The sequence below is a fragment of the Streptomyces sp. NPDC021622 genome (assembly GCF_040640795.1).
Lineage (GTDB): Bacteria > Actinomycetota > Actinomycetes > Streptomycetales > Streptomycetaceae > Streptomyces.
In genome coordinates this window covers 1-24,914 of the sequence record NZ_JBFACK010000034.1, presented here as the reverse complement: position 1 = coordinate 24,914, position 24,914 = coordinate 1, and the positions used below count along the sequence as shown (strand labels likewise).

General features: G+C 68.5%; 23 protein-coding genes, 1 rRNA gene and 1 riboswitch. Of the genes, 18 read left to right on the top strand and 6 right to left on the bottom strand.

Annotation, left to right across the window (positions count from 1 at the left end; all coding sequences use genetic code 11):
* From rrf to AB0G47_RS40460, 11 genes are all read left to right on the top strand, one after another.
* Positions 1–94 (top strand): 5S ribosomal RNA (gene rrf / locus AB0G47_RS40510); the annotation flags it as partial.
* Positions 95–242: 148 nt separating this feature from the next.
* A complete protein-coding gene (locus tag AB0G47_RS40505; protein WP_135335514.1) occupies positions 243–851 on the top strand; it encodes a CDP-alcohol phosphatidyltransferase family protein in 609 nt (202 codons plus the stop codon).
* Positions 852–964: 113 nt separating this feature from the next.
* Positions 965–3,460 (top strand): mannose-1-phosphate guanyltransferase, encoded by a 2,496-nt coding sequence (locus tag AB0G47_RS40500; RefSeq protein ID WP_360781013.1) that lies wholly within the window; start codon positions 965–967, stop codon positions 3,458–3,460.
* 89 nt (positions 3,461–3,549) lie between these two features.
* Positions 3,550–4,446 (top strand): DUF881 domain-containing protein, encoded by an 897-nt coding sequence (locus AB0G47_RS40495; protein WP_360781010.1) that lies wholly within the window; start codon positions 3,550–3,552, stop codon positions 4,444–4,446.
* The gene (locus tag AB0G47_RS40490; protein WP_030794354.1) at positions 4,446–4,778 is read left to right on the top strand and encodes a small basic family protein; all 333 of its coding nucleotides are present in this window, start codon (positions 4,446–4,448) and stop codon (positions 4,776–4,778) included. Before AB0G47_RS40495 ends, AB0G47_RS40490 begins: the two co-directional genes overlap by 1 nt.
* A 5-nt stretch (positions 4,779–4,783) precedes the next feature.
* Positions 4,784–5,626 (top strand): DUF881 domain-containing protein, encoded by an 843-nt coding sequence (locus tag AB0G47_RS40485; RefSeq protein WP_360781020.1) that lies wholly within the window; start codon positions 4,784–4,786, stop codon positions 5,624–5,626.
* An 82-nt stretch (positions 5,627–5,708) separates the two neighbouring features.
* The gene (locus AB0G47_RS40480; protein ID WP_360781017.1) at positions 5,709–6,680 is read left to right on the top strand and encodes an FHA domain-containing protein; all 972 of its coding nucleotides are present in this window, start codon (positions 5,709–5,711) and stop codon (positions 6,678–6,680) included.
* Positions 6,681–6,722: 42 nt separating this feature from the next.
* Positions 6,723–7,466, top strand: coding sequence for a MerR family transcriptional regulator (locus AB0G47_RS40475; protein ID WP_360781006.1), 744 nt, complete (start codon positions 6,723–6,725; stop codon positions 7,464–7,466).
* 53 nt (positions 7,467–7,519) lie between these two features.
* Complete coding sequence (locus tag AB0G47_RS40470; protein ID WP_006123076.1) at positions 7,520–7,993, top strand: bifunctional nuclease family protein; 474 nt, start codon at positions 7,520–7,522, stop codon at positions 7,991–7,993.
* A 172-nt stretch (positions 7,994–8,165) separates the two neighbouring features.
* Positions 8,166–8,789, top strand: coding sequence for a MerR family transcriptional regulator (locus tag AB0G47_RS40465; RefSeq protein ID WP_266869140.1), 624 nt, complete (start codon positions 8,166–8,168; stop codon positions 8,787–8,789).
* A 71-nt stretch (positions 8,790–8,860) separates the two neighbouring features.
* The gene (locus AB0G47_RS40460; RefSeq protein WP_360781002.1) at positions 8,861–10,261 is read left to right on the top strand and encodes a DNA polymerase IV; all 1,401 of its coding nucleotides are present in this window, start codon (positions 8,861–8,863) and stop codon (positions 10,259–10,261) included.
* A gap of 278 nt (positions 10,262–10,539) precedes the next feature.
* On the opposite strand, the gene AB0G47_RS40455 is transcribed toward AB0G47_RS40460, so the two are convergent.
* The gene (locus AB0G47_RS40455; protein ID WP_360780999.1) at positions 10,540–10,908 is read right to left on the bottom strand and encodes a PRC-barrel domain-containing protein; all 369 of its coding nucleotides are present in this window, start codon (positions 10,906–10,908) and stop codon (positions 10,540–10,542) included.
* Between the two features lie 143 nt (positions 10,909–11,051).
* Positions 11,052–11,151: riboswitch (glycine riboswitch) on the top strand.
* A 199-nt stretch (positions 11,152–11,350) separates the two neighbouring features.
* On the opposite strand from AB0G47_RS40455, the gene gcvP reads away from it, so the two are divergent.
* A complete protein-coding gene (gcvP, locus tag AB0G47_RS40450; protein WP_360780996.1) occupies positions 11,351–14,239 on the top strand; it encodes an aminomethyl-transferring glycine dehydrogenase in 2,889 nt (962 codons plus the stop codon).
* 102 nt (positions 14,240–14,341) lie between these two features.
* Here the strand turns inward: gcvP and AB0G47_RS40445 are convergent, their stop codons facing one another.
* Together AB0G47_RS40445 and AB0G47_RS40440 are read right to left on the bottom strand one after the other, a co-directional pair.
* Positions 14,342–14,548: a DUF5999 family protein gene (locus AB0G47_RS40445; RefSeq protein ID WP_323178639.1), complete on the bottom strand. Its 207-nt coding sequence runs from the start codon at positions 14,546–14,548 to the stop codon at positions 14,342–14,344.
* A gap of 308 nt (positions 14,549–14,856) precedes the next feature.
* The gene (locus tag AB0G47_RS40440; RefSeq protein WP_360780993.1) at positions 14,857–15,441 is read right to left on the bottom strand and encodes a hypothetical protein; all 585 of its coding nucleotides are present in this window, start codon (positions 15,439–15,441) and stop codon (positions 14,857–14,859) included.
* Positions 15,442–15,928: 487 nt separating this feature from the next.
* On the opposite strand from AB0G47_RS40440, the gene AB0G47_RS40435 reads away from it, so the two are divergent.
* Positions 15,929–17,446 (top strand): glutamate--cysteine ligase, encoded by a 1,518-nt coding sequence (locus AB0G47_RS40435; protein ID WP_360780990.1) that lies wholly within the window; start codon positions 15,929–15,931, stop codon positions 17,444–17,446.
* A 12-nt stretch (positions 17,447–17,458) separates the two neighbouring features.
* Here the strand turns inward: AB0G47_RS40435 and AB0G47_RS40430 are convergent, their stop codons facing one another.
* Positions 17,459–19,231, bottom strand: coding sequence for a substrate-binding and VWA domain-containing protein (locus AB0G47_RS40430; protein ID WP_360780987.1), 1,773 nt, complete (start codon positions 19,229–19,231; stop codon positions 17,459–17,461).
* Between the two features lie 166 nt (positions 19,232–19,397).
* Here AB0G47_RS40430 and AB0G47_RS40425 point away from each other — a divergent pair, with 166 nt between their 5' ends.
* Complete coding sequence (locus tag AB0G47_RS40425) at positions 19,398–20,198, top strand: type II CAAX endopeptidase family protein (RefSeq protein ID WP_360780984.1); 801 nt, start codon at positions 19,398–19,400, stop codon at positions 20,196–20,198.
* 51 nt (positions 20,199–20,249) lie between these two features.
* Here AB0G47_RS40425 and AB0G47_RS40420 read toward each other — a convergent pair whose 3' ends face one another.
* Positions 20,250–21,071 (bottom strand): PhzF family phenazine biosynthesis protein, encoded by an 822-nt coding sequence (locus AB0G47_RS40420; RefSeq protein ID WP_360780981.1) that lies wholly within the window; start codon positions 21,069–21,071, stop codon positions 20,250–20,252.
* A gap of 172 nt (positions 21,072–21,243) precedes the next feature.
* Between AB0G47_RS40420 and AB0G47_RS40415 the strand changes: the two genes are divergently transcribed.
* The 3 genes from AB0G47_RS40415 to AB0G47_RS40405 all read left to right on the top strand — a co-directional run bounded on the left by AB0G47_RS40415 (position 21,244) and on the right by AB0G47_RS40405 (position 23,399).
* A complete protein-coding gene (locus tag AB0G47_RS40415; RefSeq protein WP_360780978.1) occupies positions 21,244–21,609 on the top strand; it encodes a hypothetical protein in 366 nt (121 codons plus the stop codon).
* A gap of 296 nt (positions 21,610–21,905) precedes the next feature.
* Entirely contained in the window at positions 21,906–22,802 is an 897-nt protein-coding gene (locus AB0G47_RS40410; RefSeq protein ID WP_360780975.1) for an aminoglycoside phosphotransferase family protein, read from the top strand.
* 39 nt (positions 22,803–22,841) lie between these two features.
* Positions 22,842–23,399: a DinB family protein gene (locus AB0G47_RS40405; RefSeq protein WP_360780972.1), complete on the top strand. Its 558-nt coding sequence runs from the start codon at positions 22,842–22,844 to the stop codon at positions 23,397–23,399.
* A 58-nt stretch (positions 23,400–23,457) separates the two neighbouring features.
* On the opposite strand, the gene AB0G47_RS40400 is transcribed toward AB0G47_RS40405, so the two are convergent.
* Positions 23,458–23,685, bottom strand: a complete 228-nt coding sequence (locus AB0G47_RS40400) for a hypothetical protein (RefSeq protein WP_360780969.1) — start codon at positions 23,683–23,685, stop codon at positions 23,458–23,460.
* A 494-nt stretch (positions 23,686–24,179) separates the two neighbouring features.
* Between AB0G47_RS40400 and AB0G47_RS40395 the strand changes: the two genes are divergently transcribed.
* Positions 24,180–24,794: a PadR family transcriptional regulator gene (locus AB0G47_RS40395; protein WP_360780966.1), complete on the top strand. Its 615-nt coding sequence runs from the start codon at positions 24,180–24,182 to the stop codon at positions 24,792–24,794.
* Positions 24,795–24,914: the final 120 nt, after the last annotated feature.

Genomic DNA, 24,914 nt, shown 5'->3' with positions numbered 1-24,914 from the left:
AACGCCCGGTTACATTCCGAACCCGGAAGCTAAGCCTCACAGCGCCGATGGTACTGCAGGGGGGACCCTGTGGGAGAGTAGGACGCCGCCGAACTTCTTTTATAGCCGTGGTCTCTGGATTTAATTCCAGGGACCACGGCTTTTTGTGTTTCCGTGGCCGGCTACCCCTCTGCACCGGCGGCTGACAACTGAGGGTAAGGTCAGGGGGCATCATCGGCTCATTTCCCACAGGAGGCCCCCGGGTGGAGGTCCAGGAGACACGTGTCCAGACGGACCGAGTCCTCACCATCCCGAACATCCTCAGCATGGCGCGCCTCGTCGGCGTACCCCTCTTCCTGTGGTTGATCCTCAGGCCGGAGTTCGGTGGCCCCAAGAGTGACCACTGGGCGCTGTTGGTGCTGATGCTGAGCGGCATCAGCGACTATCTCGACGGCAAGTTGGCCCGCCGCTGGAACCAGATCAGCAACCTCGGGCGGCTGCTCGACCCGGCTGCTGACCGGCTCTATATTTTGTCCACTTTGGTCGGACTCACGTGGCGGGAGATTCTTCCGCTCTGGCTGACCGCGGTGCTGCTCCTGCGCGAGCTGGTTCTGCTGGTGATGGTCGGGATCCTCAGGCGGCACGGCTATCCGCCGCCCCAGGTGAACTTCCTGGGCAAGGCCGCCACCTTCAACCTGATGTACGCCTTTCCACTACTGCTTCTCAGTGATGGAAGTGGCTGGATCAACACTCTCGCTGCTATTTTCGGATGGGCGTTCGCCGGATGGGGTACAACGCTGTACTGGTGGGCAGGGATCCTCTACGTGGTTCAGGTCCGTAGACTTGTCCGGGCGGACGCCACGGCCGATTGAGCTTGCCGATGCGGCAGCTGTAGAGGCTTGCAGGCCCGTATCTGACATATGCGGGCCAATCTGGGCGGGCTAAGTCGGCTAGATCGTCGTCTATTGAGGAGGACGCTTCCGACATGAAGGCCGTCGTAATGGCCGGAGGTGAAGGCACTCGCCTTCGCCCCATGACCTCGAGCATGCCCAAGCCGCTCCTGCCCGTGGCCAATCGGCCGATCATGGAGCATGTGCTGCGGCTGCTCAAGCGGCATGGGCTCACCGAGACCGTAGTGACAGTCCAGTTCCTGGCCTCTCTGGTCAGGAATTACTTCGGCGATGGTGAAGAGCTCGGGATGGAGCTCACCTATGCCAATGAGGAGAAGCCACTCGGCACTGCTGGGAGTGTGAAGAACGCTGAGGAAGCGCTGAAGGACGATGCATTCCTCGTGATCTCCGGTGATGCTCTCACTGATTTCGACCTCACCGAGCTCATCAACTTCCACAAGGAAAAGGGCGCGCTTGTCACCGTCTGTCTGACGCGTGTTCCCAATCCGCTGGAATTCGGCATCACCATCGTGGACGAAGAAGGAAAGGTCGAGCGCTTCCTCGAGAAGCCGACCTGGGGGCAAGTCTTCTCGGACACGGTGAATACGGGCATCTATGTGATGGAGCCCGAGGTCTTCGACTACGTCGAGGCCGATGTGTCCGTCGACTGGTCCGGCGATGTCTTCCCTCAGCTGATGAAGGAGGGCAAGCCCATCTACGGGTATGTCGCCGAGGGGTACTGGGAGGACGTCGGCACGCACGAGAGCTACGGCAAGGCACAGGCCGACGTGCTGGAGCGCAAGGTCGACGTCGAGCTCGACGGCTTCGAGATCTCGCCCGGTGTGTGGGTAGCCGAGGGGGCCGAGGTGCACCCCGACGCCGTGCTGCGCGGGCCGCTGTACATCGGGGACTACGCCAAGGTCGAGGCCGGCGCGGAGATTCGCGAGCACACCGTCATCGGCTCGAACGTCGTGGTCAAGACCGGGGCGTTTCTGCACAAGGCCGTCGTCCACGACAACGTCTACATCGGCGAGCACAGCAATCTGCGGGGCTGTGTCATCGGGAAGAACACCGACATCATGCGGGCCGCCCGTATCGAGGACGGTGCGGTCATCGGTGACGAGTGCCTGGTCGGTGAAGAATCGATCATCCAGGGCAACGTCCGTGTCTACCCGTTCAAGACGATCGAGGCCGGCGCCTTCGTCAACACGTCCGTCATCTGGGAGTCGCGGGGCCAGGCCCATCTGTTCGGTGCGCGCGGGGTGTCCGGGATCCTGAATGTGGAGATCACCCCGGAGCTCGCGGTGCGGCTCGCCGGCGCGTATGCGACGACGCTGAAGAAGGGCTCGACCGTCACGACCGCGCGTGACCATTCGCGAGGCGCCCGTGCTCTGAAGCGAGCGGTGATCTCGGCTCTGCAGGCCAGCGCCATCGACGTACGCGATCTGGAGAATGTGCCGTTGCCGGTGGCGCGGCAGCAGACCGCGCGGGGCAGTGCCGGCGGGATCATGATCCGGACGACTCCGGGGGTGCCGGACTCCGTCGACATCATGTTCTTCGACGGGCGTGGAGCGGATCTGTCGCAGGGGAGTCAGCGGAAGCTGGACCGTGTGTACGCGCGTCAGGAGTACCGGCGTGCTTTCCCCGGTGAGATCGGGGATCTGCATTTCCCGTCGAGTGTCTTCGACTCCTACACCGGCTCTCTGCTCCGCAATATCGACACCACGGGTGTGGCCGAGTCCGAGCTGAAGGTGGTCGTCGACGCGTCCAACGGCAGCGCGGGTCTTGTGCTGCCGAGCCTTCTCGGGCGGCTCGGGGTCGATGCGCTGACCATCAACCCGGGTCTCGACGAATCACGTCCGACCGAGTCCTACGAGGCGCGCAGGTCGGGGCTTGTGCGGCTCGGCGAGATCGTGGCGTCGGCGCGGGCCGCGTTCGGGGTGCGCTTCGATCCGGTGGGTGAGCGTCTTTCGCTCGTCGACGAGAAGGGGCGAATCGTCGAGGACGACCGGGCGCTGCTCGTCATGCTCGATCTGGTCGCCGCCGAGCGGCGCAGCGGGCGTGTGGCCCTTCCGGTGACGACGACGCGGATCGCCGAGCAGGTGGCCGCGTACCACGGTACGCAGGTCGACTGGACGACCACGTCGCCGGACGATCTGACGCGGGTGGGGCGCGACGAGTCGACGATCTTCGGGGGCGACGGCCGCGGTGGCTTCATCATCCCCGAGTTCAGCAGCGTCTTCGACGGTACGGCGGCGTTCGTGCGGCTCATCGGGCTTGTGGCGCGGACGCAGCTCACGCTCAGCCAGATCGACGCGCGGATTCCGCGGGCCCATGTGCTGCGGCGTGACCTCGCGACTCCGTGGGCGGTCAAGGGTCTGGTGATGCGTCGCGTGGTGGAGGCCGCGGGAGAGCGTTCGGTGGACACGACCGATGGTGTGCGGGTCGTGGAGACCGACGGGCGCTGGGTGTTGGTGCTGCCCGATCCCGCCGAGGCGGTCACTCATTTGTGGGCAGAAGGGCCCGATGACGCGTCCGCGCAGGCACTGCTCGACGAATGGGCCGCCGTGGTGGACAGCGCAGGTCGCTGACCATGGGCGAGGGCCGGACGGCGCCTGCGAGAGGCGCCGTCCGGCACGCCGGTGGGGCCATTCGGAGGTAGCGCCCGCGACGTGCGACGATGTGCGGCATGCCGCAGCAGCCCCCCGTTCGGAGCACCCCCTCGCGCCCCCGGCGCCCGGACGCCTCCATGTCGCTGCTCACCACCGTCATGGACCACAGCCTGGACGAGGGATACGCGGAGGCGGCTGCCCGCAAGAAGGAGAAGGGCGACGCCGGCGTTCCGCGTCCGCTGCGCGCCAAGCTCGGGCTCGCACTCGGGCTCGTACTCGCCGCCCTGGTGGTGACCGTGGGAGCCGCGCAGGCGCGGATAGCGGCTCCGGTCGTCGCCAAGGAGCGCGCGGAGCTCATCGACCGGATCGAGTCGGCGACTTCGGACGCGGACAAGCTCGAAGAGGACGTCGAGACGCTCCGCGACGACGTGAGCGAGCGGCAGCGTGAGGCGCTGAAGAAGCACGGCGGAAGCCAGGGCGAGTTGGTGGCTCTACTGTCCGGTGCCACTGAGGTGGACGGGCCGGGCGTGAAGCTTGTCGTGGACGACGCCAAGGCGGCAGACCAGGGTGGTGGCGGACCGCGGGAGAGCAGCGGGTTCTCCGACACCGGACGGGTGCGGGACCGCGACATGCAGCGGGTGGTCAACGGCCTGTGGCAGTCGGGCGCGGAGGCGATCGCCATCAACGACCAGCGGCTGACTGCACTGTCGGCGATCAGGGCCGCGGGTGACGCGATACTGGTCGACAACAAGCCTCTGGTGCCGCCGTATACGGTGCTTGCCGTGGGGGACGGGCAGCGGTTGAGCACGAGATTCCAGAACAGTCGCGACGGTCAGTATCTGCATGCTCTGCAGGAGAACTTCGGGGTCAGGACCAGCATTTCCGTACAGGAAAGCGTCCGACTCCCGGCAGCACCGAGTGTGACCGTACGTACAGCAGAGCCGAAGGCAGGAAAGGGCACATAGTGATCGCCGTACTGGGCCTCGTCGTGGGAGTCGTGGCCGGATTGTTGGTCCGGCCCGAGGTTCCGGCGGTGGTCGAGCCGTACCTTCCGATCGCCGTCGTCGCCGCGCTCGACGCGGTGTTCGGAGGCCTGCGCGCGATGCTCGACGGGATCTTCGACGACAAGGTCTTCGTGGTCTCGTTCCTCTCGAACGTGGTCGTGGCCGCCCTGATCGTGTTCCTGGGCGACAAGTTGGGCGTAGGCGCTCAGCTCTCCACCGGTGTCGTGGTGGTCCTTGGCATCCGGATCTTCTCCAACGCAGCCGCCATCCGCCGACACATCTTCCGGGCGTGACGCCGATGGCCACGGACGAGACACCCGGGAACGACAACCGGCACAAGGAACTGCCCGCCGAGGTGCAGAGCGCCCCCGTGGAGCCTGCGGACAGCGCCGCGCCCGCACCGGGCGAGGAGCAGCCGATGACCGGCCGTCAGCGGTTGCTGGCGGGGTTGTGGCCGCCGCGTGTCACGCGTCCCCAACTGATCGTCGCCCTGCTGCTGTTCGTACTGGGGCTCGGCCTGGCCATCCAGGTGCGCTCCAACAACGACAGCAGCGCGCTGCGCGGAGCACGCCAGGAAGATCTCGTACGCATCCTCGATGAACTGGATGACCGTACGCAGCGTCTGGAAGATGAGAAGCAGCGTCTGGAGGATCAGCGCACCGGGCTCGAGAACAGCTCGGACCAGGCCGAGGAGGCCCGCAAGCAGACGGTCGAGAAGGAAAGACAACTCGGCATTCTGGCGGGCACCGTGGCAGCGCAGGGTCCTGGCATCACGCTGACCATCGATGACAAGAAGGGGTCGGTTGAGGCGGACATGCTGCTCGACGCCATTCAGGAGCTGCGCGCCGCGGGGGCCGAGGCCATCCAGATCAATGACGTGCGCGTGGTGGCAAGCACCTACCTGTCGGACACGGACGGTGGTGGCGTACGGGTGGACGGCCGCAAGGTCGGCAAGCCCTATCGCTTCAAGGTGATCGGCAAGCCGCAGGACCTCGAGCCGGCGCTGAACATCCCTGGTGGGGTGGTGCAGACTCTGGAAAAGGAGCAGGCCACGGTCACCGTGGCGCGAGCGGAGAAGATCGTGGTGGACGCCTTGCGACCCGCGAAGCGGCCTGACTACGCTCGGTCGTCCTCCCAGTGAGGCGGGGGCGCATGGGGGCCGTCCGGGGAGGGCATGAGGTTGCGGGGGGTCGGCGCACTGTAAGCGTGGTGCGTGGTGGAAACTGTTTGGCGGGTACGGACGTTGTGAGGATGTCTGGTACGCCGATGTACGCCGGTGTGTGCAATCAGGGTTCGTCCTGCCCCACGGGCGGGTCTGTTTCGGTCAAGGGGAATCGCCCGTGAAGTTGTTTGAGAAGTTGTTCGGCAAGCGTTCGCGCGAGGACAGCGGCAATCCCGCCACTGCCCGGCACCGTGCGCCGCGCCATGGAGACGCCGCCGAGGACCAGGGCGGCGAGCGCCCGATGTTCCGTGATCAGGTCGGTGGTCCTGGCGGTGACATTTCGGGCGGACAGGGCGCGTCGTCTGTTGACCCTGCCGGTGCGGGCCGCATAGGTTTCGGAGAACCGTCAACCTCAAGTACGGGTGGAGGGTTTAACCCCGGTCCGTACGCATCCAATGCCCCCGCGGGGCAGCCGCGGCAGGAGGATCCGTCCATGGCCCTGGTGTGTACGAGGTGCGGGAACCGCAACGCCGACGCGAGCCGGTTCTGCTCCAACTGCGGCGCGCCGCTGCGGGCCGGGGCCGCGCCGGAGCGTCCGTCCGAGACGACCTCGACGATCTCCATCTCGGGCCTCGAGGCCTATGACGCGGAGGTGACGGGGCAGACCGCCTCGCCCGCCCTCTCGCCGGAGGCCCAGGCCGCCGTCGACGCGTTGCCGCTCGGCTCGGCGCTTCTCGTGGTGCGCCGCGGTCCGAACTCGGGCAGCCGCTTCCTCCTGGACGGCGAGCTGACCACGGCAGGGCGTCACCCGCAGAGCGACATCTTCCTGGACGACGTGACCGTGTCGCGCCGTCACGTGGAGTTCCGTCGCGTCCAGGACGGTTCCTTCACCGTCGCGGACGTGGGCAGCCTCAACGGCACGTACGTCAACCGGGAGCGCATCGACTCCGTCGCGCTGTCGAACGGCGACGAGGTGCAGATCGGTAAGTACCGGCTGGTCTTCTACGCGAGCCAGCGGAGCGTCGGCATCTGACCCTCCCCCGGACTTCGTCCGGGGGCACCTTCAGGAAGGTCCATGCTTCAAACACCGAGGGGCGGTGCCGGGAACGGCACCGCCGCCGAGGACCGTCGGCTGATGAGCATCGGCGCCGTCCTGAACGCGCTGCGTGACGAATTTCCCGAGGTCACGATCTCCAAGATCCGATTCCTGGAGTCGGAAGGGCTCATCGAGCCCGAACGCACGCCGTCCGGGTACCGGAAGTTCGGCCCGCAGGACGTCGAGCGGCTCGGTCACGTCCTGAGGATGCAGCGGGACCACTATCTGCCGCTCAAGGTCATCCGGGAGCACCTGGACGCCCTGGAGCGCGGAGAAGCGGCCCCGCTGCCCTCCCTGGGGCAGCCGAGGGAGTCCGGCGACACCTGGGGCCCCGGTGAGGCCGAAGGGCCCACGGCGGCCCGGGTGGGCCGGGCCGAGCTGCTCGCGGCCGCCGAGATCGACGCGGAGCAGCTCGACGAGTGGGAGACGTACGGGCTCATCGCGCCGTTGCCGGAAGGTGGTTACGACGCCGAGGCCGTGACGGTCGCCGCCCTGGTGGTCGAACTCGGCCGGTTCGGCATCGAACCGCGCCATCTGCGGGCCGTGAAAACCGCCGCCGAACGCGAGGCCGGCCTCGTCGACCAGGTCGTGGCGCCCCTGCGGCGGCACCGTAATCCGCAGACCAGGGCCCATGCGGAAGCCCGTACGAAGGAACTGGCGGGGCTCACCGGAAAGCTGCACTCTGCACTGGTGCAGACCGCTCTCGGGGTGCGGTTGCCCTGACTCAAGGGGTGCCCGACTACCCAAACCTGCCGGGCACGTCCTAGGGTTGCTGTGTGAACGAGCTCGACGTCGTAGGTGTCCGGGTCGAAATGCCCTCCAACCAACCGATCGTGCTCCTGCGTGAAGTGGGAGGCGATCGGTACCTCCCCATCTGGATCGGACCAGGGGAGGCGACCGCGATCGCCTTCGCACAGCAGGGGATGGCGCCCGCACGGCCGCTGACCCACGACCTGTTCAAGGACGTGCTGGAGGCGGTGGGTCAGGAGCTCACCGAGGTGCGCATCACGGACCTGCGCGAAGGGGTCTTCTACGCGGAGCTGGTCTTCGCCAGTGGAGTCGAGGTGAGCGCCCGGCCGTCCGACGCCATAGCGCTTGCGCTGCGCACCGGAACGCCGATCTACGGCAGTGACGGTGTCCTGGACGACGCCGGCATCGCCATTCCGGACGAGCAGGAGGACGAGGTGGAGAAGTTCCGCGAGTTCCTCGATCAGATCTCGCCCGAGGACTTCGGCACCAACAGCCAGTGAACCGATGCCTCCGGAGGGTCCCGACGGACCATTCGGCTAGCCTTTCCCGGCGGTGAGGCGCGGCAAACCACTCTTAGGGTGATTATCACTCGGCGTGCCGAGTGTGGCGATCGTTGACGAGCCCCTGGTGACTGCCTACCGTCGGGAAGGCAGGTCAAGGACGGAGGTCGGCGTGAGAAGCAGCGGCGACGGTACGGCGATGGGCGGACCGTATCCGCTTCACGGCAGCACGGCCGATCACTCTCCGAGGCGGCCGATGGCGGTTCAGGGGAGCGGGGACGCTACGTCCGGGCAGACCGAACAGGAACAGATCGGGTATCGGGGGCCGACCGCGTGTGCGGCAGCCGGTATCACGTATCGACAGCTCGACTACTGGGCCCGTACGGGGCTCGTCGAGCCCAGTGTGCGGTCCGCGGGCGGGTCGGGGACCCAGCGGCTCTACAGCTTCCGGGACGTCGTCGTCCTGAAGATCGTGAAGCGGTTCCTGGACACCGGGGTGTCCCTGCAGAACATCCGGACCACGGTCCAGCATCTGCGCGACCGCGGTTTCCGGGATCTGGAGCGGATGACGCTCATGAGCGACGGCGCGACGGTCTACGAGTGCACGTCGCCCGACGAGGTCCACGATCTGCTCCAGGGTGGTCAGGGGGTCTTCGGGATCGCCGTGGGCGTCGTGTGGCGGGACGTGGAGGCGGCGCTCTCGCAGCTGCACGGGGAGCGCATCGACACCGGGGAGACGCTGCTGCGTCAGAACCCCGCCGACGAGCTCGCGCGGCGGCGCAACCGGGCCGTGTGAGGCGGTTGCATCATCGCCGGCGGGGTGGCGGTTTCGGGGCGTTGTCAGTGGCGTAGGGCAGCATCAGAGGTGTGAGAACCGCGCCCACGATTCTGCATCTCGACATGGATGCCTTCTACGCGTCTGCCGAGCAGGCCGCGAAGCCGAGTCTGCGCGGGAAGGCCGTGGTGGTGGGCGGGCTCGGGCCGCGGGGTGTGGTGGCCACGGCTTCGTACGAGGCGCGGAAGCTCGGTGTGCACTCGGCGATGCCCATGGGGCAGGCGCGTCGCCTCGCGCCGAACGCCGCCTATCTGGTGCCGCGCTTCGGCCTCTACCGGGAGATCAGCGAGCAGGTGATGGCGCTGCTGCGTGAGCTGTCGCCGCTGGTGGAGCCGCTCAGTCTGGACGAGGCCTTTGTCGACCTGGAGGCGGGCGGCGTGGCCGACGACCAGGCGTCGGCGCTGGCCGTGGGGGAGCGGTTGCGTGCCGACATCAAGACGGTGACGGGACTTGCGGGGTCGGTCGGGCTCGCCGCGTCCAAGATGCTGGCGAAGATCGCCTCGGAGGAGGCCAAGCCCGATGGTCTGCGGCTGATAGTTCCGGGGACCGAGCGGGAGCTGCTCGCGCCGATGTCCGTGCGGACGCTGCCCGGGGTCGGTCCTGCCACCGGGGACCATCTGCGGCGGGGCGGGATCACGACGGTCGGGGAGATCGCTGAGGCGGGCGAGGACGAGCTCGTACGGCTGCTCGGGAAGTCGCACGGGAGCGCGCTGTACGCGATGGCGCAGGCGCGGGACGAGCGGCCCGTAGTGGCGGAGCGGGAGTCCAAGTCGGTCAGTGTCGAGGACACGTATGACGTGGACATTCACGACCGGGTGCGGGTCAGGGGCGAGGTGGCGCGGCTCGCCGACCGGTGTGTGGAGCGGTTGCGGGCTGCCGGGCACTCGGGGCGGACCATCGTGCTGAAGGTGCGGCGGTTCGACTTCTCGACGCTGACGCGGTCCGAGACGCTGCGGGGGCCCACGGACGACCCTGGGGTGGTGCGGGAGGCTGCCGCGCGGTTGCTGGAGTCCGTGGACACCACGGGGGGTGTGCGGCTCCTTGGCGTGGGGGTCACGGGGCTTGCGGACTACACGCAGGAGGATCTCTTCGCGCAGGCTCGGGCCGACGGGCTTGAGCGGGGGGAGGGCGAGGCTGCGGGAGCCGTGACTGAGGTCGAGGGTGCGGGGGAGGCCGAGGAGGCGTCCGTCGAGGAGGTGGCGCTCGGCGCGCGGCGGTGGGCCGCGGGGCACGATGTGCGGCATGCCGTGTACGGGTGTGGGTGGGTGCAGGGGAGTGGGCTTGGGCGGGTGACGGTGCGGTTTGAGACTCCGGGGTCGGCGCCGGGGCGGGTGCGGACGTTTCGGGTCGATGATCCGGAGCTTGTTCCCGCGGAGCCGTTGCCGCTGGTGGCTCCGCCGGGGGGCCGTGCTGGGCCTTCGCCCTTGGCGTAGCGGTGCTCGGCAGTGGGCGTTGTGCCCACCCTTCCCCAAGCTCTCGGCTCCGCTCGAGCAGGGGAGACCCCACTCGCCCTGCGGAACGCCTGCCCACAACGAGGGCGGGCGGTCGGGCGAGCCGGGGGGGGAGCGCCTGCTCACAACGAGGGCGGGCAGACGGGTTAGCCGCGGGAGCGCCTGACCACAGCGAGGGCGGGCGGGTTAGCCGGGGGAGCGCCTGACCACAGCGAGGGCGGGCGGTCGGGGGAGCGTTGCGTACCGGGGAGGGCGCGGCGTCAGGGGTTTTCGTCTGCGGTTTTGCCGAAGTCCTGGTCGGGGGGTGGTGGGGGTGCGATGTCCAGGCCGTAGTGGTGGTAGAGCTGGAGTTCCTGTTCGGGGGAGAGGTGGCGGCCTACGCCGAAGTCGGGGGCGTCCTTGATCAGGGAGCGTTCGAAGGGGATGCGCAGGGTGCCCTCTCCCGTGACCTCGCTGGGTTCCAGGGGGACGAAGGCGTCACGGCTGAACAGGCCCGTGCGTATCGCGGCCCACTCCGGGGCGCCGGTGGCATCGTCGAGGTAGACCTCGTCGATCGTGCCGATCTTGGCCCCGTCCCGGTCGAACGCCTTGCGGCCGATCAGGTTGCGCGGATCGATGTCGGTCTGCACAGGCCCTCCAACTGGTCGCAGTTTGTCGAAATGGCGCGTAACCAATCATTATTCGCTTGTCATCACTACGAAAGAGCACATCGGGGCGGGCGGCCACTCGAGGGATCGGGCGCGGTCCTCGCTGGTACGCTGGCGGTGGCTGCTGACCCCGTGCGGGAGAGCTCTCCGGGAGGTGATTCCGGAGGCGCCGAAGGAGCAAATCCTCCCCGGAATCTCTCAGGCACCCTGTACCGCACGGACGAGGTCACTCTGGAAAGCAGGGCGGGCGTCGGGCGGGCACGTTCGAGACCCTTCCTCACCGACGGTGAAAGCAGATCTGTCCATGGGCGGGTCTGTGAAGCTCTCAGGTTGAGATGACAGAGGGGGAGGCCGTCCGGGCACCCGCGCCGTGGTGCCCCTCGCAGGTCGCGTCAGACCAGCGTCAGACCAGGAGGCCTCCGCAATGACCGCCACCCCTCGCATCCCGCTCTCACAGCTTGAGCAGGGCATTCCCTTCGAGCAGCGGCACATCGGCCCCGATGCCGAGGCATGCGCCAAGATGCTCGCGCAGGTCGGTTACGGCTCGCTCGACGAGCTGACCGCCGCCGCGGTGCCGGATGTGATCAAGAACGCCGAGGCGCTGAATCTGCCCGGGGCGCGCACCGAGGCCGAGGTCCTGGCCGAGCTGCGCTCGCTGGCCGATCGGAATCAGGTGCTCGATTCCATGATCGGGCTCGGCTACTACGGGACCTTCACGCCGCCCGTCATCCTGCGGAACGTCATGGAGAACCCTGCTTGGTACACGGCTTACACGCCGTACCAGCCCGAGATCTCCCAGGGGCGGCTCGAGGCGCTGCTCAACTTCCAGACCGTCGTCGCCGAGCTGACCGGACTGCCCACCTCCGGTGCCTCCCTGCTCGACGAGGGGACCGCCGCTGCCGAGGCCATGGCCCTTTCGCGGCGCATGAGCAAGGTCAAGGACGGCGTTTTTGTTGTTGACGCCGACGCGCTGCCGCAGACCATCGCCGTCATTCAGACCCGTGCCGAGCCGACCGGCGTCGAGATCGTCGTCGCCGATCTGAGCGAGGGCATCCCGGCCGAGGTCGCCGAGCGCGGTGTCGTCGGCGTACTGATCCAGTACCCGGGCGCCTCCGGTGTCGTACGCGACATCAAGCCGGTCATCGAGCAGGCGCACGAGCTGGGGGCCGTGGTCTCCGTCGCGGCCGATCTGCTCGCCCTGACGCTGCTCACCTCGCCCGGTGAGCTCGGTGCGGACATCGCGGTCGGCACGACGCAGCGGTTCGGTGTGCCGATGGGCTTCGGCGGGCCGCACGCCGGATACATGGCGGTGCGCGAGAAGTTCGCCCGCAGCCTGCCGGGCCGGCTCGTCGGTGTCTCCGTCGACGCCGACGGCAACAAGGCCTACCGGCTCGCGCTGCAGACCCGTGAGCAGCACATCCGCCGTGAGAAGGCGACCAGCAACATCTGTACGGCACAGGTGCTGCTCGCCGTCATGGCCGGGATGTACGCGGTCTACCACGGGCCCGAGGGTCTCAAGTCCATCGCGCGGCGCACCCACCGCTACGCGACGCTGCTGGCCGCCGGCCTCACCGCGGGCGGGGTCGATGTCGTGCACGGCGCGTACTTCGACACGCTGACCGTGCGGGTGCCCGGCAAGGCCGAGGAGCTTGTCTCCGCGGCCCGCGAGGGTGGCGTCAACGTCCACCAGGTCGACGCCGACCACGTCTCGCTGGCCTGCGACGAGACCACCACGCGCAAGCAGCTGACCGCGATCTGGACCGCGTTCGGGGTCGAGGCGGACATCGAGGCGCTCGACGCGGCGACCGATGACACCCTGCCCGCCGGTCTGCTGCGCTCCGACGAGTACCTGACGCACCCGGTCTTCCACCAGTACCGCTCCGAGACCGCGATGCTGCGCTACCTGCGCAAGCTGGCCGACCGCGACTACGCGCTCGACCGCGGCATGATCCCGCTGGGCTCCTGCACCATGAAGCTCAACGCGACCACCGAGATGGAGCCGGTCACCTGGCCCGAGTTCGGGCAGCTGCACCCCTTCGCGCCCGCCCAGCAGGCGCAGGGCTACCTCACGCTCATCCGTGAGCTGGAGGAGCGGCTCGCCGAGGTCACCGGGTACGACAAGGTCTCGCTGCAGCCCAACGCCGGTTCGCAGGGCGAGCTGGCGGGTCTCCTCGCGGTCCGTGGCTACCACCGGGCCAACGGCGACGAGCAGCGCACCGTCTGCCTCATCCCGTCCTCCGCGCACGGCACCAACGCCGCGAGCGCCGTGATGGCCGGCATGAAGGTCGTCGTCGTGAAGACCGCCGACGACGGCGAGATCGACGTCGACGACCTGCGCGCCAAGATCGAGAAGCACCGCGACGAGCTGTCCGTCCTGATGATCACGTACCCGTCGACGCACGGTGTCTTCGAGGAGCACGTCGCCGACATCTGCGCGGAGGTGCACGAGGCCGGCGGGCAGGTGTACGTCGACGGCGCCAACCTCAACGCGCTGGTGGGCCTTGCCAAGCCGGGGCACTTCGGCGGCGACGTCTCGCACCTGAACCTGCACAAGACCTTCTGCATCCCGCACGGCGGCGGCGGTCCCGGCGTCGGCCCGGTCGGTGTGCGTGAGCACCTCGCGCCGTACCTGCCCAACCACCCGATGCAGCCCGCCGCGGGTCCCGAGACGGGTGTCGGACCGATTTCCGCCGCGCCGTGGGGCTCCGCGGGCATCCTGCCGATCTCCTGGGCGTACGTACGTCTCATGGGCGGCGAGGGGCTCAAGCGCGCCACGCAGGTCGCGGTGCTCTCCGCGAACTACATCGCCAAGCGGCTCGAGCCGCACTTCCCGGTGCTCTACACCGGCCCCGGCGACCTCGTCGCGCACGAGTGCATCATCGACCTGCGGCCGCTGAGCAAGGAGACGGGCGTCAGCGTCGACGACATCGCCAAGCGGCTCATCGACTACGGCTTCCACGCGCCGACCATGTCGTTCCCGGTCGCAGGGACGCTGATGATCGAGCCGACGGAGAGCGAGGACCTGGTCGAGATCGACCGGTTCTGCGAGGCGATGATCGCCATTCGCGCGGAGATCGAGAAGGTCGGCGGCGGCGAGTGGTCCGCCGACGACAACCCGCTGCGCAACGCGCCGCACACCGCGGCCGCGCTGAGCGGCGAGTGGGAGCACGGCTACAGCCGTGAGGAGGCCGTCTTCCCGGCCGGTGTCGTCGCGGCCGACAAGTACTGGCCGCCGGTGCGCCGCATCGACCAGGCGTACGGCGACCGGAACCTGGTCTGCTCCTGCCCGCCGCTGGATGCGTACGAGGACTGATGCGCGAGGACTGATTCACGGTCCAGCACATGCGTCGGGGCCGGTCCGGAGATTGCTTCTCCGGGTCGGCCCCTTCGTTGTCCGTGCCGTGGTGCCGCCGCGTCAGGCGGCCGTCATGATCTCGTCGGTGCCCAGCGGTCGGTGCGGGGCGATGATCTGGCCGTCCGGCAGCAGCTCACCGGTGTCCTCGAAGAGCAGGACGCCGTTGCACAGCAGGCTCCAGCCCTGCTCGGGGTGGCTCGCCGTGAGGAGCGCGGCTTCCCGGTCGGCGGAGTCGGCTGTCGGGCACGGTGGTTGGTGCTGGCACATGGAAGGGTTCTTTCGCTGCGATGTGATGGCTGTGACGTCTGTCCTGCGGCTCGATGCGGTGTTCATGACCGCCCCCCGTGTATTAGTCGGTCCGATCCCAGTGTTGCCCTACGGGCGCCAATCCGCAGGGATTTAACGGCAGCGCTCCTTACTGCTTAATGACGTATCACCCGCCCGGACGGTTCAGCCCAACTGCACTGTCTCTTCGGGTGGTTCGGGGTGGTCATACCTGGCTAGTCCGTATGGGCAGCGGGCAGCGCCGTGCCCCGCGGCCGGTCGGGCGGCGGGGCACGGGAGGTGCGGCGGCCTCAGGCGGGTGAGCCGAGCAGCGGCGCGGGGGTCAGTCGGTGGGTGAGGACCTTGAGCAGTTCGGCGGCGTGGTGCGGGCGGTGGGCCGCGATGCCGGGTGGCGCGGGCGCCAGGGGTACGAGGATGTCGGTGGCCGAGAGATGGCCGGCCGCGCCGTCGGCCGTGCAGTCGCCGTGCAGCCAGAGCGTGAGCATGTAGAGCTCGGGCACGGACAACAGGCGTGGCTGGTACGGCAGGGGCATCTTCTCGGCGTGGCGCAGGGCGCGCTCGGTGGCCGCGATGTACGGGCCCTCGAAGAAGTGCGAGAACGTCCACCCGTCAGGCGTGAGCATCGTGTCGGCCGCGGCGACAGCTCGCTCGCCGCAGCGGATCAGGAAACGCCACCCCGCGAGCCGGGTGGGTGTGCTGCCCGACGGGGTGATCCGGTCCAGGACGTGGACGGGCAGCGGAAGTTCGGGGGTCACCGGTCCCTGGGCGGCGCGCAGGGACGGGGTTCGGGCTTCGCGTACGGCGGTGGGTGAACCGAGAGCCGCGAGGACGCTGCGCAGGGCGGGCGCGGGAGCCGGGGGGACTTGCAGCGGCATGGTGGGTCGCCTCTCTCATTCGACAGGCACGGTGGATCGAGGGCAGGTGCGGACGACGCTGTCTGCTCTGGGGCCAGAGGGGCGGGGGCAGGGGGACCGCGAGCGCCAACTCTCTGCCTCGTTTGCGGAGTTTATACGACACGTGTTCAGACGGTGTTTCGTCTAACCGCGCCCAATATTGCTCGCAAGTCGATTGTCGGTCGCCCTTTCGCGGGATTCCTCCCGATTCTGGATGTGGGCGCCCCTTCTGACCTCGGCTCACTTCCGTGACGCGGACGGCCGATTCTCGTCGGTGTTTTTCACCAGACACGGGTGCGGCGATTTTCTGGTGTGTGTCATGCCGCGCGAATGTGCCGTGTGACGACGCTTGTCGAGCGTACTGGGACGGGGGCATGTGCGGGGCGTTATCGATCACATTGCAGGGCATCATCCTCCGAGACGCAGCGGCCGGATCATTGGCTGCCCATCCGAGGAGGGGACGCTTGCGATGGGGGAGAAGGTCGTGGCAGGAACGTTTGACCTGTCCGAGCGGAACCGGTACCGAAGCAAGCTCAGGGAGTGTCTCGCGGGACTGCGGAGGCTGTTGGACGAGGAGCGGTTCGACCGGCCCAAGAATCTGATGGGCGTGGAGATCGAGTTGAATCTCGCGGGGCCCGACGGGATGCCGAGAATGATGAATGCGCAAGTTCTCGAGCGCATCGCGAGCCGCGACTTCCAGACGGAACTCGGAATGTTCAATCTTGAAGTCAATATCGCCCCGCACCGATTGGGCGGCCGCGTTCTCGACCGCCTCGCCGAAGAGCTGCGCACGGGCCTCGCCTATGCCCACCGTAAAGCGAACGAGGTGAACGCCGGCATCGTCATGATCGGCATTCTGCCGACCCTCGGCCACCACGATCTGGTCCATGGGAACCTCTCCGACGTCGACCGCTACGTCCTGCTGAACGACCAGATCGTGGCGGCACGCGGCGAGGAGTTCACGCTGGACATCACCGGCGTCGAGCGGCTGACCTGCACGTCCACGTCGATAGCGCCCGAAGCGGCGTGCACCTCCGTGCAGTTGCACCTCCAGGTCACCCCGGGGCGGTTCGCCGATGTGTGGAACGCGGCGCAGTGTGTGGCCGCCGCGCAGATCGCCGTGGGCGCCAACGCGCCGTTCCTGTTCGGCCGCGAGCTGTGGCGCGAGTCCCGGCCGCCGCTGTTCCTGCAGTCCACGGACACCCGGCCGCCCGAACTGCAGGCGCAGGGCGTTCGGCCGCGTACCTGGTTCGGGGAGCGCTGGATCTCGGACGCGTACGAACTCTTCGAGGAGAACCTGCGGTACTTTCCGGCGCTCCTTCCCCTCATGGACGACGAGGACCCGCTGGAGGTGCTCGACGACGGCCGTGTGCCGAGCCTTGCCGAACTCGTCCTGCACAACGGCACCGTCTACCGCTGGAACCGCCCCGTGTACGGCATCGCCGACGGCGTCCCGCATCTGCGCGTGGAGAACCGCGTCCTGCCCGCCGGCCCCACCGTCACCGACGTCATCGCCAACGCCGCCTTCTACTACGGCCTCGTACGGGCCCTGGCCGAGGAGACGCGGCCGGTGTGGACCCGGCTGCCCTTCGAGGCCGCGGCCGACAACTTCGACACCGCGTGCCGGCACGGCATCGAGGCCCGTCTGAAGTGGCCGCGGCGCGGCAGATACGGCGGGATCGTCGAGGTGCCCGCGGTCTCGCTGGTCCGTGACGAACTGCTGCCGCTGGCCGCCGCCGGGCTGGACGCATGGGGTGTGGAGCCCGCCGACCGCGACTTCTACCTGGGAGTGATCGAGGAGCGGTGCAGGCGGCGGGTGAACGGGGCGTCCTGGCAGGCGGCGACGTACCACCAGGCACTGGAGACCGGGCTCGAACGTGAGGCCGCGCTCGCCGCCACCACCCGTCGCTACGCCGAGCTGATGCACTCGGGGGACCCGGTGCACACCTGGCCGGTGGGGCTGCCGGAACCCGCCGTCCTCAGCTGAGGGGCCGGGGGTTCAGCCCTGGCTGCCCGCCTCCATGATGGCCTTGAGGATGACCGCGTGGATCTGTGCCGGGTCGTCGACCTGGTGCCCCGATCCGCCGGTCGCCTCCGCGATCTGTTTGACCTCTTCCTTGTCCGCGTTCGGGCCGACGGCGATCGCGATGAGCGGCACCCGGCGCTTGGGGTCGGTGAGCTCCTGCAGCTGGGAGATGAGGCTGCTGCGCGAGATGGAGCCGGGGTCCTGGTTGGCGCCGTCGGTGAGCACCACCAGTGCGTTGAACTTGCCGCTCGCGTACGTCGACGTCGCCTCCTTGTACGCGGCCAGCGTCGTGTCGTACAGACCGGTCGCACCGCCCGGTATGGGCTCCAGATCGCTGAACGCCTCGGAGATCTTGTCCCGTTGGGTGCCGTCGCCCTTGCGGTCGCCGAGCCGCTCGGTCGGCACGAGCCTGCGGTAGTCGCGCTCGCCGTCGAGCCCGGTGGCGAACTCCCAGAGCCCGATCTCGTCCTCGTCGGTGAACCCCGCGAGCGCCTGCAGGAGCGAGGACTTGGTGACCTCCATCCGGGTCTGCTCGCGGCCCGGCACCCACTCGCTCATGGAGTCCGACACGTCGACTACCGTGCTGAGCCGGGCACTTTGGACCGTGATCGTCCACATGCCGAGCGTCTCCTGGAGCTGCTTGTCCGACGGCGGCTCGGCCGCCTCGTCCGTGTACGGCTGCGGAGTGCGGCCGCCGGCGGCCGTGACGAGCTTCTCCGACACCTGCTCGGGGTCGGTCCTGAAGCCGTTCTTCTCCAGGATCGCGCGCCCGTCGTCGTCGCTGAACAGCGTCATGAAGCGCAGGGCCGCCCGGCTCTGGTCCGTGGAGAGACGGTCCTCCTCGACCAGCGTGTAGGGGTAGTCGAGGCGTGGTGAGCCGTCCTTCGGATAGAACATGTCGAGGCTGTTCTCCTCGCCCGCCGACGCGTTGTGCCGGAAAGCGGCCTGCTCGGAGAGGATCAGCGCCTGATTGCGGCGCGGGTTGCCCTGCTCGGTGCCCGAGCCGTCGCGGGCCAGCGTGTCCAGGAGCTGGCCGTCGCTGTCGGCGGTCCGCGCGGACAGCGCCTTGGCCATGCCGGCCGCCTGGGTGTCGCCCTCCGCGCCCCCCGACTTCTTCGCCGACGCGCTCAGTTTGGCGAGGGCCAGCAGTCCGGTGGCGCTGCGCGCCGGGTCGGCGGCGCCGAGCCGCAGCTTGTCGCCCTTCATCGCGGCGCCGGCCAACTCCGGCCAGGCGTACGTCTTCTTGGGCCATCCAAGGGACTCGGCGGCGGACGGCACCATGGCCATGCCGACCGGCGACGACGCGATGTTCCCCGCGGGGACCACCTTGGTCTGCTTGCCGCCGAGCCCGACGCGCTGCACCCACAGGTCGGAGTCCGGCACCCATACGTCGTACTCCGGATCGCCCTTGCCCGCCCGGAGTTCGTCGGCCACCTTGTACGAATCGCGGGCCGTGACGCGTACGTCGATGCAGTGCCCGTCGGACATGACCTGGTTCTCGCGGGCGTCGTCGGCGGCCGCGCGCAGCGCGGGGGAGATGTCCGGTGCGGCGACGACATTCAGCCGGACCGTGTCGTCGCTGCACGATCCGCCGAAGGAGAGCAGGTCGCTGCGGACGGCGAACGCGGTGCCCGCGGCGACCGCCAGGACGAGCGCCGTCGCGATGGCCACGGTGCGGCCGCGGCTGCGCGGTCGTGGGTCGGGTGCGACCGTTCCGTGCTCATCGGGCAAGCTGTGACGTCCCATGGCGGTGGTGCCCCTCCTTGAGTGATGAAGCAAGGAAAGAGGGGGTGGCATGACCGCAATCGGCGTCCGTCCCCCTCGGCCTGTCGCGCACGATCTTCGTAACTTCTTTCGAGACCCTAGCGGGGCGCGGGTGAGGATGAGGCGGGATTACTCAACTGGAGGCGGAGTGCAAGCGGAGCCCGGGTCGTTGGCTGGTTCTTTTCGACCGGAAGAGCCATCGCGGCGGATCTTCCGGGACGAGACGCTGCTCGTCCTGGCGCTCTCACTTGGCGCGAGCGGAGTGTCCGCGCTGATCAGCTTTGTCGGATCGGTCACCAAACCGGGCGGTCTGAAGGACCAGGCCGCGACGATGAACGCGTCGGCCGCGCCGGGGCGTCCCTGGCTTGATCTCGCGTGGCAATTGTTCGGAATTACCACCGCGTTGGTGCCCGTGGCGCTGGTGGCGCACTTTCTGCTGCGGGAGGGCGCCGGGCTGCGGACGATCGGTTTCGACCGGAGCCGCCCATGGCCCGATCTGGGGCGCGGGGCGGCGATCGCGGCGGCGATCGGCAGCACCGGGATCGCCTTCTATCTGGCGGCTCGGGGGCTGGGGTTCAACCTCACCGTGGTGCCGGAGGATCTGCCCGACGTGTGGTGGAAATACCCGGTCCTTGTGCTCTCCGCGGTGCAGAACGCGGTGCTGGAGGAAGTGATCGTCGTCGGCTATCTGCTGCGCAGGTGTGGGCAGTTGGGGTGGACGCCGATGGCCGCGCTGGTCGGCAGCTCGGTGCTGCGCGGCTCCTACCACCTCTACCAGGGCATCGGTGGGTTCATCGGCAACATGGCGATGGGCGTGGTCTTCGTGCTGCTCTACCGCAGGTGGGGGCGGGTCGGTCCGCTGGTGGTGGCCCATGCGCTGCTGGATATCGGGGCGTTCGTCGGGTACGCCCTGCTGGCCGGCAAGGTGGGGTGGCTGCCGACGCCGTAGCGCGGCCGGGTGGGGACGTACGACACGGCTTTGTACGTCCCCACCGTCCCGTCAGGCGTGCAGTTCGCCCTCGATGACCGTGACCGCGCTGCCCGTAAGCAGGGTGCGTTCGCCGCGCAGTTCGGTGCGGACGAGGCCGGTGCGGGCCGAGGCCTGCAGGCCGGTCAGTTCGGTGCGGCCGATGCGCCGGGACCAGAAGGGGGCCAGGGCCGTGTGGGCGCTGCCCGTCACCGGGTCCTCGTCGATGCCGACGCGCGGGAAGAAGCAGCGGGAGACGAAGTCGTAGCCGCGGGTGGGGTCTTCGGCGCGTGCGGTCGCGATGATCCCGCGCTCGGAGTGCTGGACGAGAGCCTTGTGGTCGGGGGTCAGTGCGCGCACCGTCTTCTCGTCGGCGAGCTCGACGAGCAGGTCACCGAGGTGCGCTCCGGTGTCGTACGCGGCGAGGGGCTGGGCGCCCAGGGCTTCGGCGACGCCGTCGGGGATCTCGGCCGGCGTGAGCGGGGCGGTCGGGAAGTCCATGGTGATGGTGCCGTCGTCGTGCGCGGTGGTGATGAGGACGCCGCTGCGGGTGGCGAGGCGCACGGGCCCGGTGGCGGCCGCCGTGGTGTGCAGGACATGGGCGGTGGCGAGGGTGGCGTGGCCGCAGAGGTCGACCTCGGTGGTGGGTGTGAACCACCGCAGGGCCCAGTCGGCTTCGTCGTGCGCGGGGAGGCGGTGGGCGAAGGCCGTCTCGGCGTGGTTGATCTCTGCGGCCACGTGCTGGAGCCACGCGTCGTCCGGGAAGGCGTCGAGGAGCAGGACACCTGCCGGGTTGCCGGCGAAGGGGCGGTCGGTGAAGGCGTCGACGACGCGAATGCGGTGAGAGGTCGGCATATCGACGACGCTAGCGGGCCAATGTGGGGGCGGGCCAAGGCCAATTGCGGGTGGGTGGCCCGATTGGCCCCTTCGCCGATCACGCCACGCCTCGCGTCCCGTGCCCGGCGGGCAGAGGCTGGAAGGGAGAGGGATTCCCTGGGCCCGGGAGCGGGCCCGCAGAGGAGGAACCATGACGGCGACGACGCGGGACGACACTCCCGTCGCGATCGAAGGCGGCGGTGTGGAGCTGCGGATGCGGGATGTCGGGGGTGACATGACCGTCGCGTTCGCCCGGCTTCCGCAGGGCACGAACATGGCGCCGGTGCTCACCGGGATGCCGGACGGCCTGTGCCAGTGTCCGCACTGGGGGTATCTGTTCAAGGGGCGCCTGAAGATGCGGACGGCGTCCGGCGAGGAGATCTACGAGGCAGGCCAGGCCTTCTACTGGGCGGCGGGCCATGCTCCGGAGGCACTGGAGGACTGTGAGTACGTCGACTTCTCGCCCACGAAGGAGTTCCACGAGGTGATCGACTACGTCAAGTCCCAGATGGGCTGACTTCCGGGTTTCCGGGCCAGGAAGATGGCGATCGTCCTCTTGGCCCCGGGGTCGGGCTGCTCCATGAGCCTTGCTGTGACGGTGAGTCCGGTCCGCACGAGCTGTGGTGCGTGGAGTAGTAGGCGAGGGCGGCGCCGAGTCGGCTGTGAACTGGGGCGACCAGAACGGTTGAGACGCCTGGGTGGCCGAGAATCTCAGTTGATCTGGACTCTGGCGTATGAATACTGGCTGCCGTCTCAGTTGATCTGGTCTGCTTCCGACGTTTCGAGCCGGCCTAGTGGAAGAGCGCCCGAGAGATGACCATGCACGATGACCAAGTGGACGTGACCACCGAAACCGTTGCGACGTTGATCGAGGAACAGTTCCCTCAGTGGAGTGGCAAGGCGATCCAACTCGTGTCGTCGACCGGGACGGTCAACGCCATCTTCCGCATAGGGAACGACCTTTCTGCGCGTTTCCCGCTGCGTCTGGCCGATGCCGCCGAGGCGCTGGCGGTTCTGGAACAGGAAGCCCGGGCGAGCGCGGAGCTGGCGCAGGTGTCTCGGTTCCCCGCCCCGGAACCCGTCGCCTTGGGAAAGCCTGGAGCGGGTTACCCCATGCCGTGGTCGGTCCAGACATGGCTGCCGGGAACGGTCGCCTTTGATGCCGACCCGAGTGGGTCGGACGCTTTTGCCGAGGACCTTGCGGCCTTCATCGCAGCCCTGCGGGAGGCCGAGACGCGGGGACGGCTTTTCAGTGGCGAGGGTCGTGGCGGCGTTCTCGCTGACCACGACGATTGGGTGGCGAAGTGTTTCGAGGAGAGTGAGGGGCTGCTCGACGTGCCCCGGCTCCGCCAGGTGTGGAGCCATTTTCGGGAGTTGCCACGCACGGGTGCCGATGTGATGAGCCATGGTGACTTGATTCCCGGCAATGTACTGGTCGCGGGAGGCCGGCTCAGCGGCGTACTCGACACCGGCGGCTTCGGCCCGGCCGACCCCGCGCTGGATCTGGTCAGTGCCTGGCATCTGTTGCAGCCAGGCCCGCGGGAAGTGCTCCGGCGGACACTGGTCTGTGACGATCTGGAGTGGGAGCGCGGCAAGGCATGGGCGTTCCAACAGGCGATGGGTGTTGTCTGGTACTACGTCGAGAGCAATCCGTCGATGAGCAGACTGGGGCGCCGGACACTCGACCGCATTCTGGAGTCGATGGAGTGATGGGCGCAGCCAGGTTTCCGTCGTATGTAGTGTGCGGACATGACAAGAAGTGAGCGGCTCGCGGAGCAGGTGGACTGGTACTGGCACAAGAACCTGCGGCCGCGGCTGGACGGTCTTACCGATGAGGAGTACTTCTGGGAGCCGGTGCGTGGCTGCTGGAGCATCCGCCCGCGTGGCACGTCGGCCGCACCGATGTCGACAGGTTCGGGGGAGTGGGCGATGGACTTTGCGTCCCCTGGCCCGGTGCCGGCGCCGGTGACCACGATTGCCTGGCGGCTGGCGCACATCATCGTCTCGTGCCTGGGCTATCGGGTCGGATGGTACTTCGGCGGTCAGGACGTCGACTCCGAGACATTTGCCTACGCGGGGACCGCTGACGAGGCGCTGAAGCAGCTCGATGAGATGTACGGGAGATGGAACGCGGGGGTCCGCGAACTCTCGGACGCCGACCTGGAGAATCCGCCCACGGTGGGTCCCGAGCGGTTTCCCATGGAGAACAGGATCCTGCACGTCAACAGGGAGCTGATCCATCACGGCGCCGAGATTTCCCTGCTGCGCGACCTCTACCGCTGGCAGGACGGAGGGGTGGTGGCGTGAAGGTCGTTCGGGGTGGTCATGCCGGTGTTGGGCGGATGTCTCGGGTGTAGCTCAACTGTCAGCGGGTTCCTTCGAGGTTCGTCAGGACGAACAGGGCGCGCAGCAGGCCGGTCGCGGGGGCGGGATCGGTGCGGAGCTTGGTGAGGATCCGCCAGTTCTTGAGATGAAAGCCGTGCTCGACCGGGGTGCCGAGGCCGGCGGCGGGTAGGTGGGACAGGGCGCGGTCACGGCGGGCGGCGGTGATGCCGTGAGTGCGGCCGGGCCGAGCCGCGGAGATCCAGATCATCCGGCCCCGCTCGTCGGTCAGGGCGAGGACGTGCAGGGGGCACCCTGATCCCCACCCAGCGCTGCACCGGCCGAACCACTCCGGCAGACACCACGCCGCCCCGCCGGGCGACCTTCTTCAGGGCGCGGTCCAGCCGTGGGGCCTTGGCGGCCGGCAAACGCTGACTGGCGCGCCACCGGCATCGTCGCTGCCACTGGGCGTCGGTGGCAGCGCTGTTGCCGCGAAGACTTCGGCGGCCTCCTCGTCGACGAGACTCTCCGGCCGGACATCGACTGGCACGCCACACCAGGTCCTGCGAGGTCGCCGCCCAGCAGTCGCCCGTGACGTTCTTCTGCCCCTTGAACGAGATGAACTTCCGGACCGGGAGGGCACGCTCGAATGACTCATCCCAGAAGGAAGGGGCTTGCCGGGCGAACTGTTCCGATATATCGTTGACGCATCGCGACTGATCAACGACAAGGTGATTGATCGATGACATCAAAGGAGTGATGGCGATGCGTAACCACGGACATGAACACGAGCACGGGCGTGGCCACTGCGGCCCAGGCCATGAGGGCCGGGGCGGTTTTGAGGGGCGGCGTGCGGCGTTCGGGCCCTTCGGTCCCGGCTTCGGCGGTCCCGGTGGGCCTTGGGGCGGCGGGCGTGGCGGCAGGGGTGGTCCCCGGGGCAGGGCGCGGCGCGGCGATGTGCGCGCGTCGATCCTGGCCCTCCTGAAGGACCGGCCGATGCACGGCTACGAAATGATCCAGGAGATCGCCGAGCGCAGCGGCGGGGCATGGAAGCCCAGCCCTGGCTCGGTCTACCCCACCCTCCAGCTCCTGGAGGACGAGGGTCTGATCAGCAGTGCGAGCGAAGGCGGCAAGAAGCTCTTCTCGCTCACCGGCGCCGGACGCGAGGCGGCCGACGAGGGTCCCGACGCGCCCTGGGAAGAAGCCGGGCGCGGGGTCGACTGGGAGACGCTGAACGAGATCCGGCAGGCCGGCTTCGGTCTGATGGAGGCGTTCGGCCAGGTCTGGAAGACCGGCAGCAAGGAGCAGCGCGAGAAGGCGGTCACGGTCATCAACGACGCCCGCAAGAAGCTGTATCTGATCCTCGCCGATGAGGACTGAGGCGGTGGGGTCGATGACCCCGGCACACGCAGAGAGGCGCCCCCCCCACAAAAAGCCGGGGGCCGCCCCAGCGGTGGCCGGCGGGGGGGGCGTCACCACCCGCCCCCCCCGGCGGCCGGG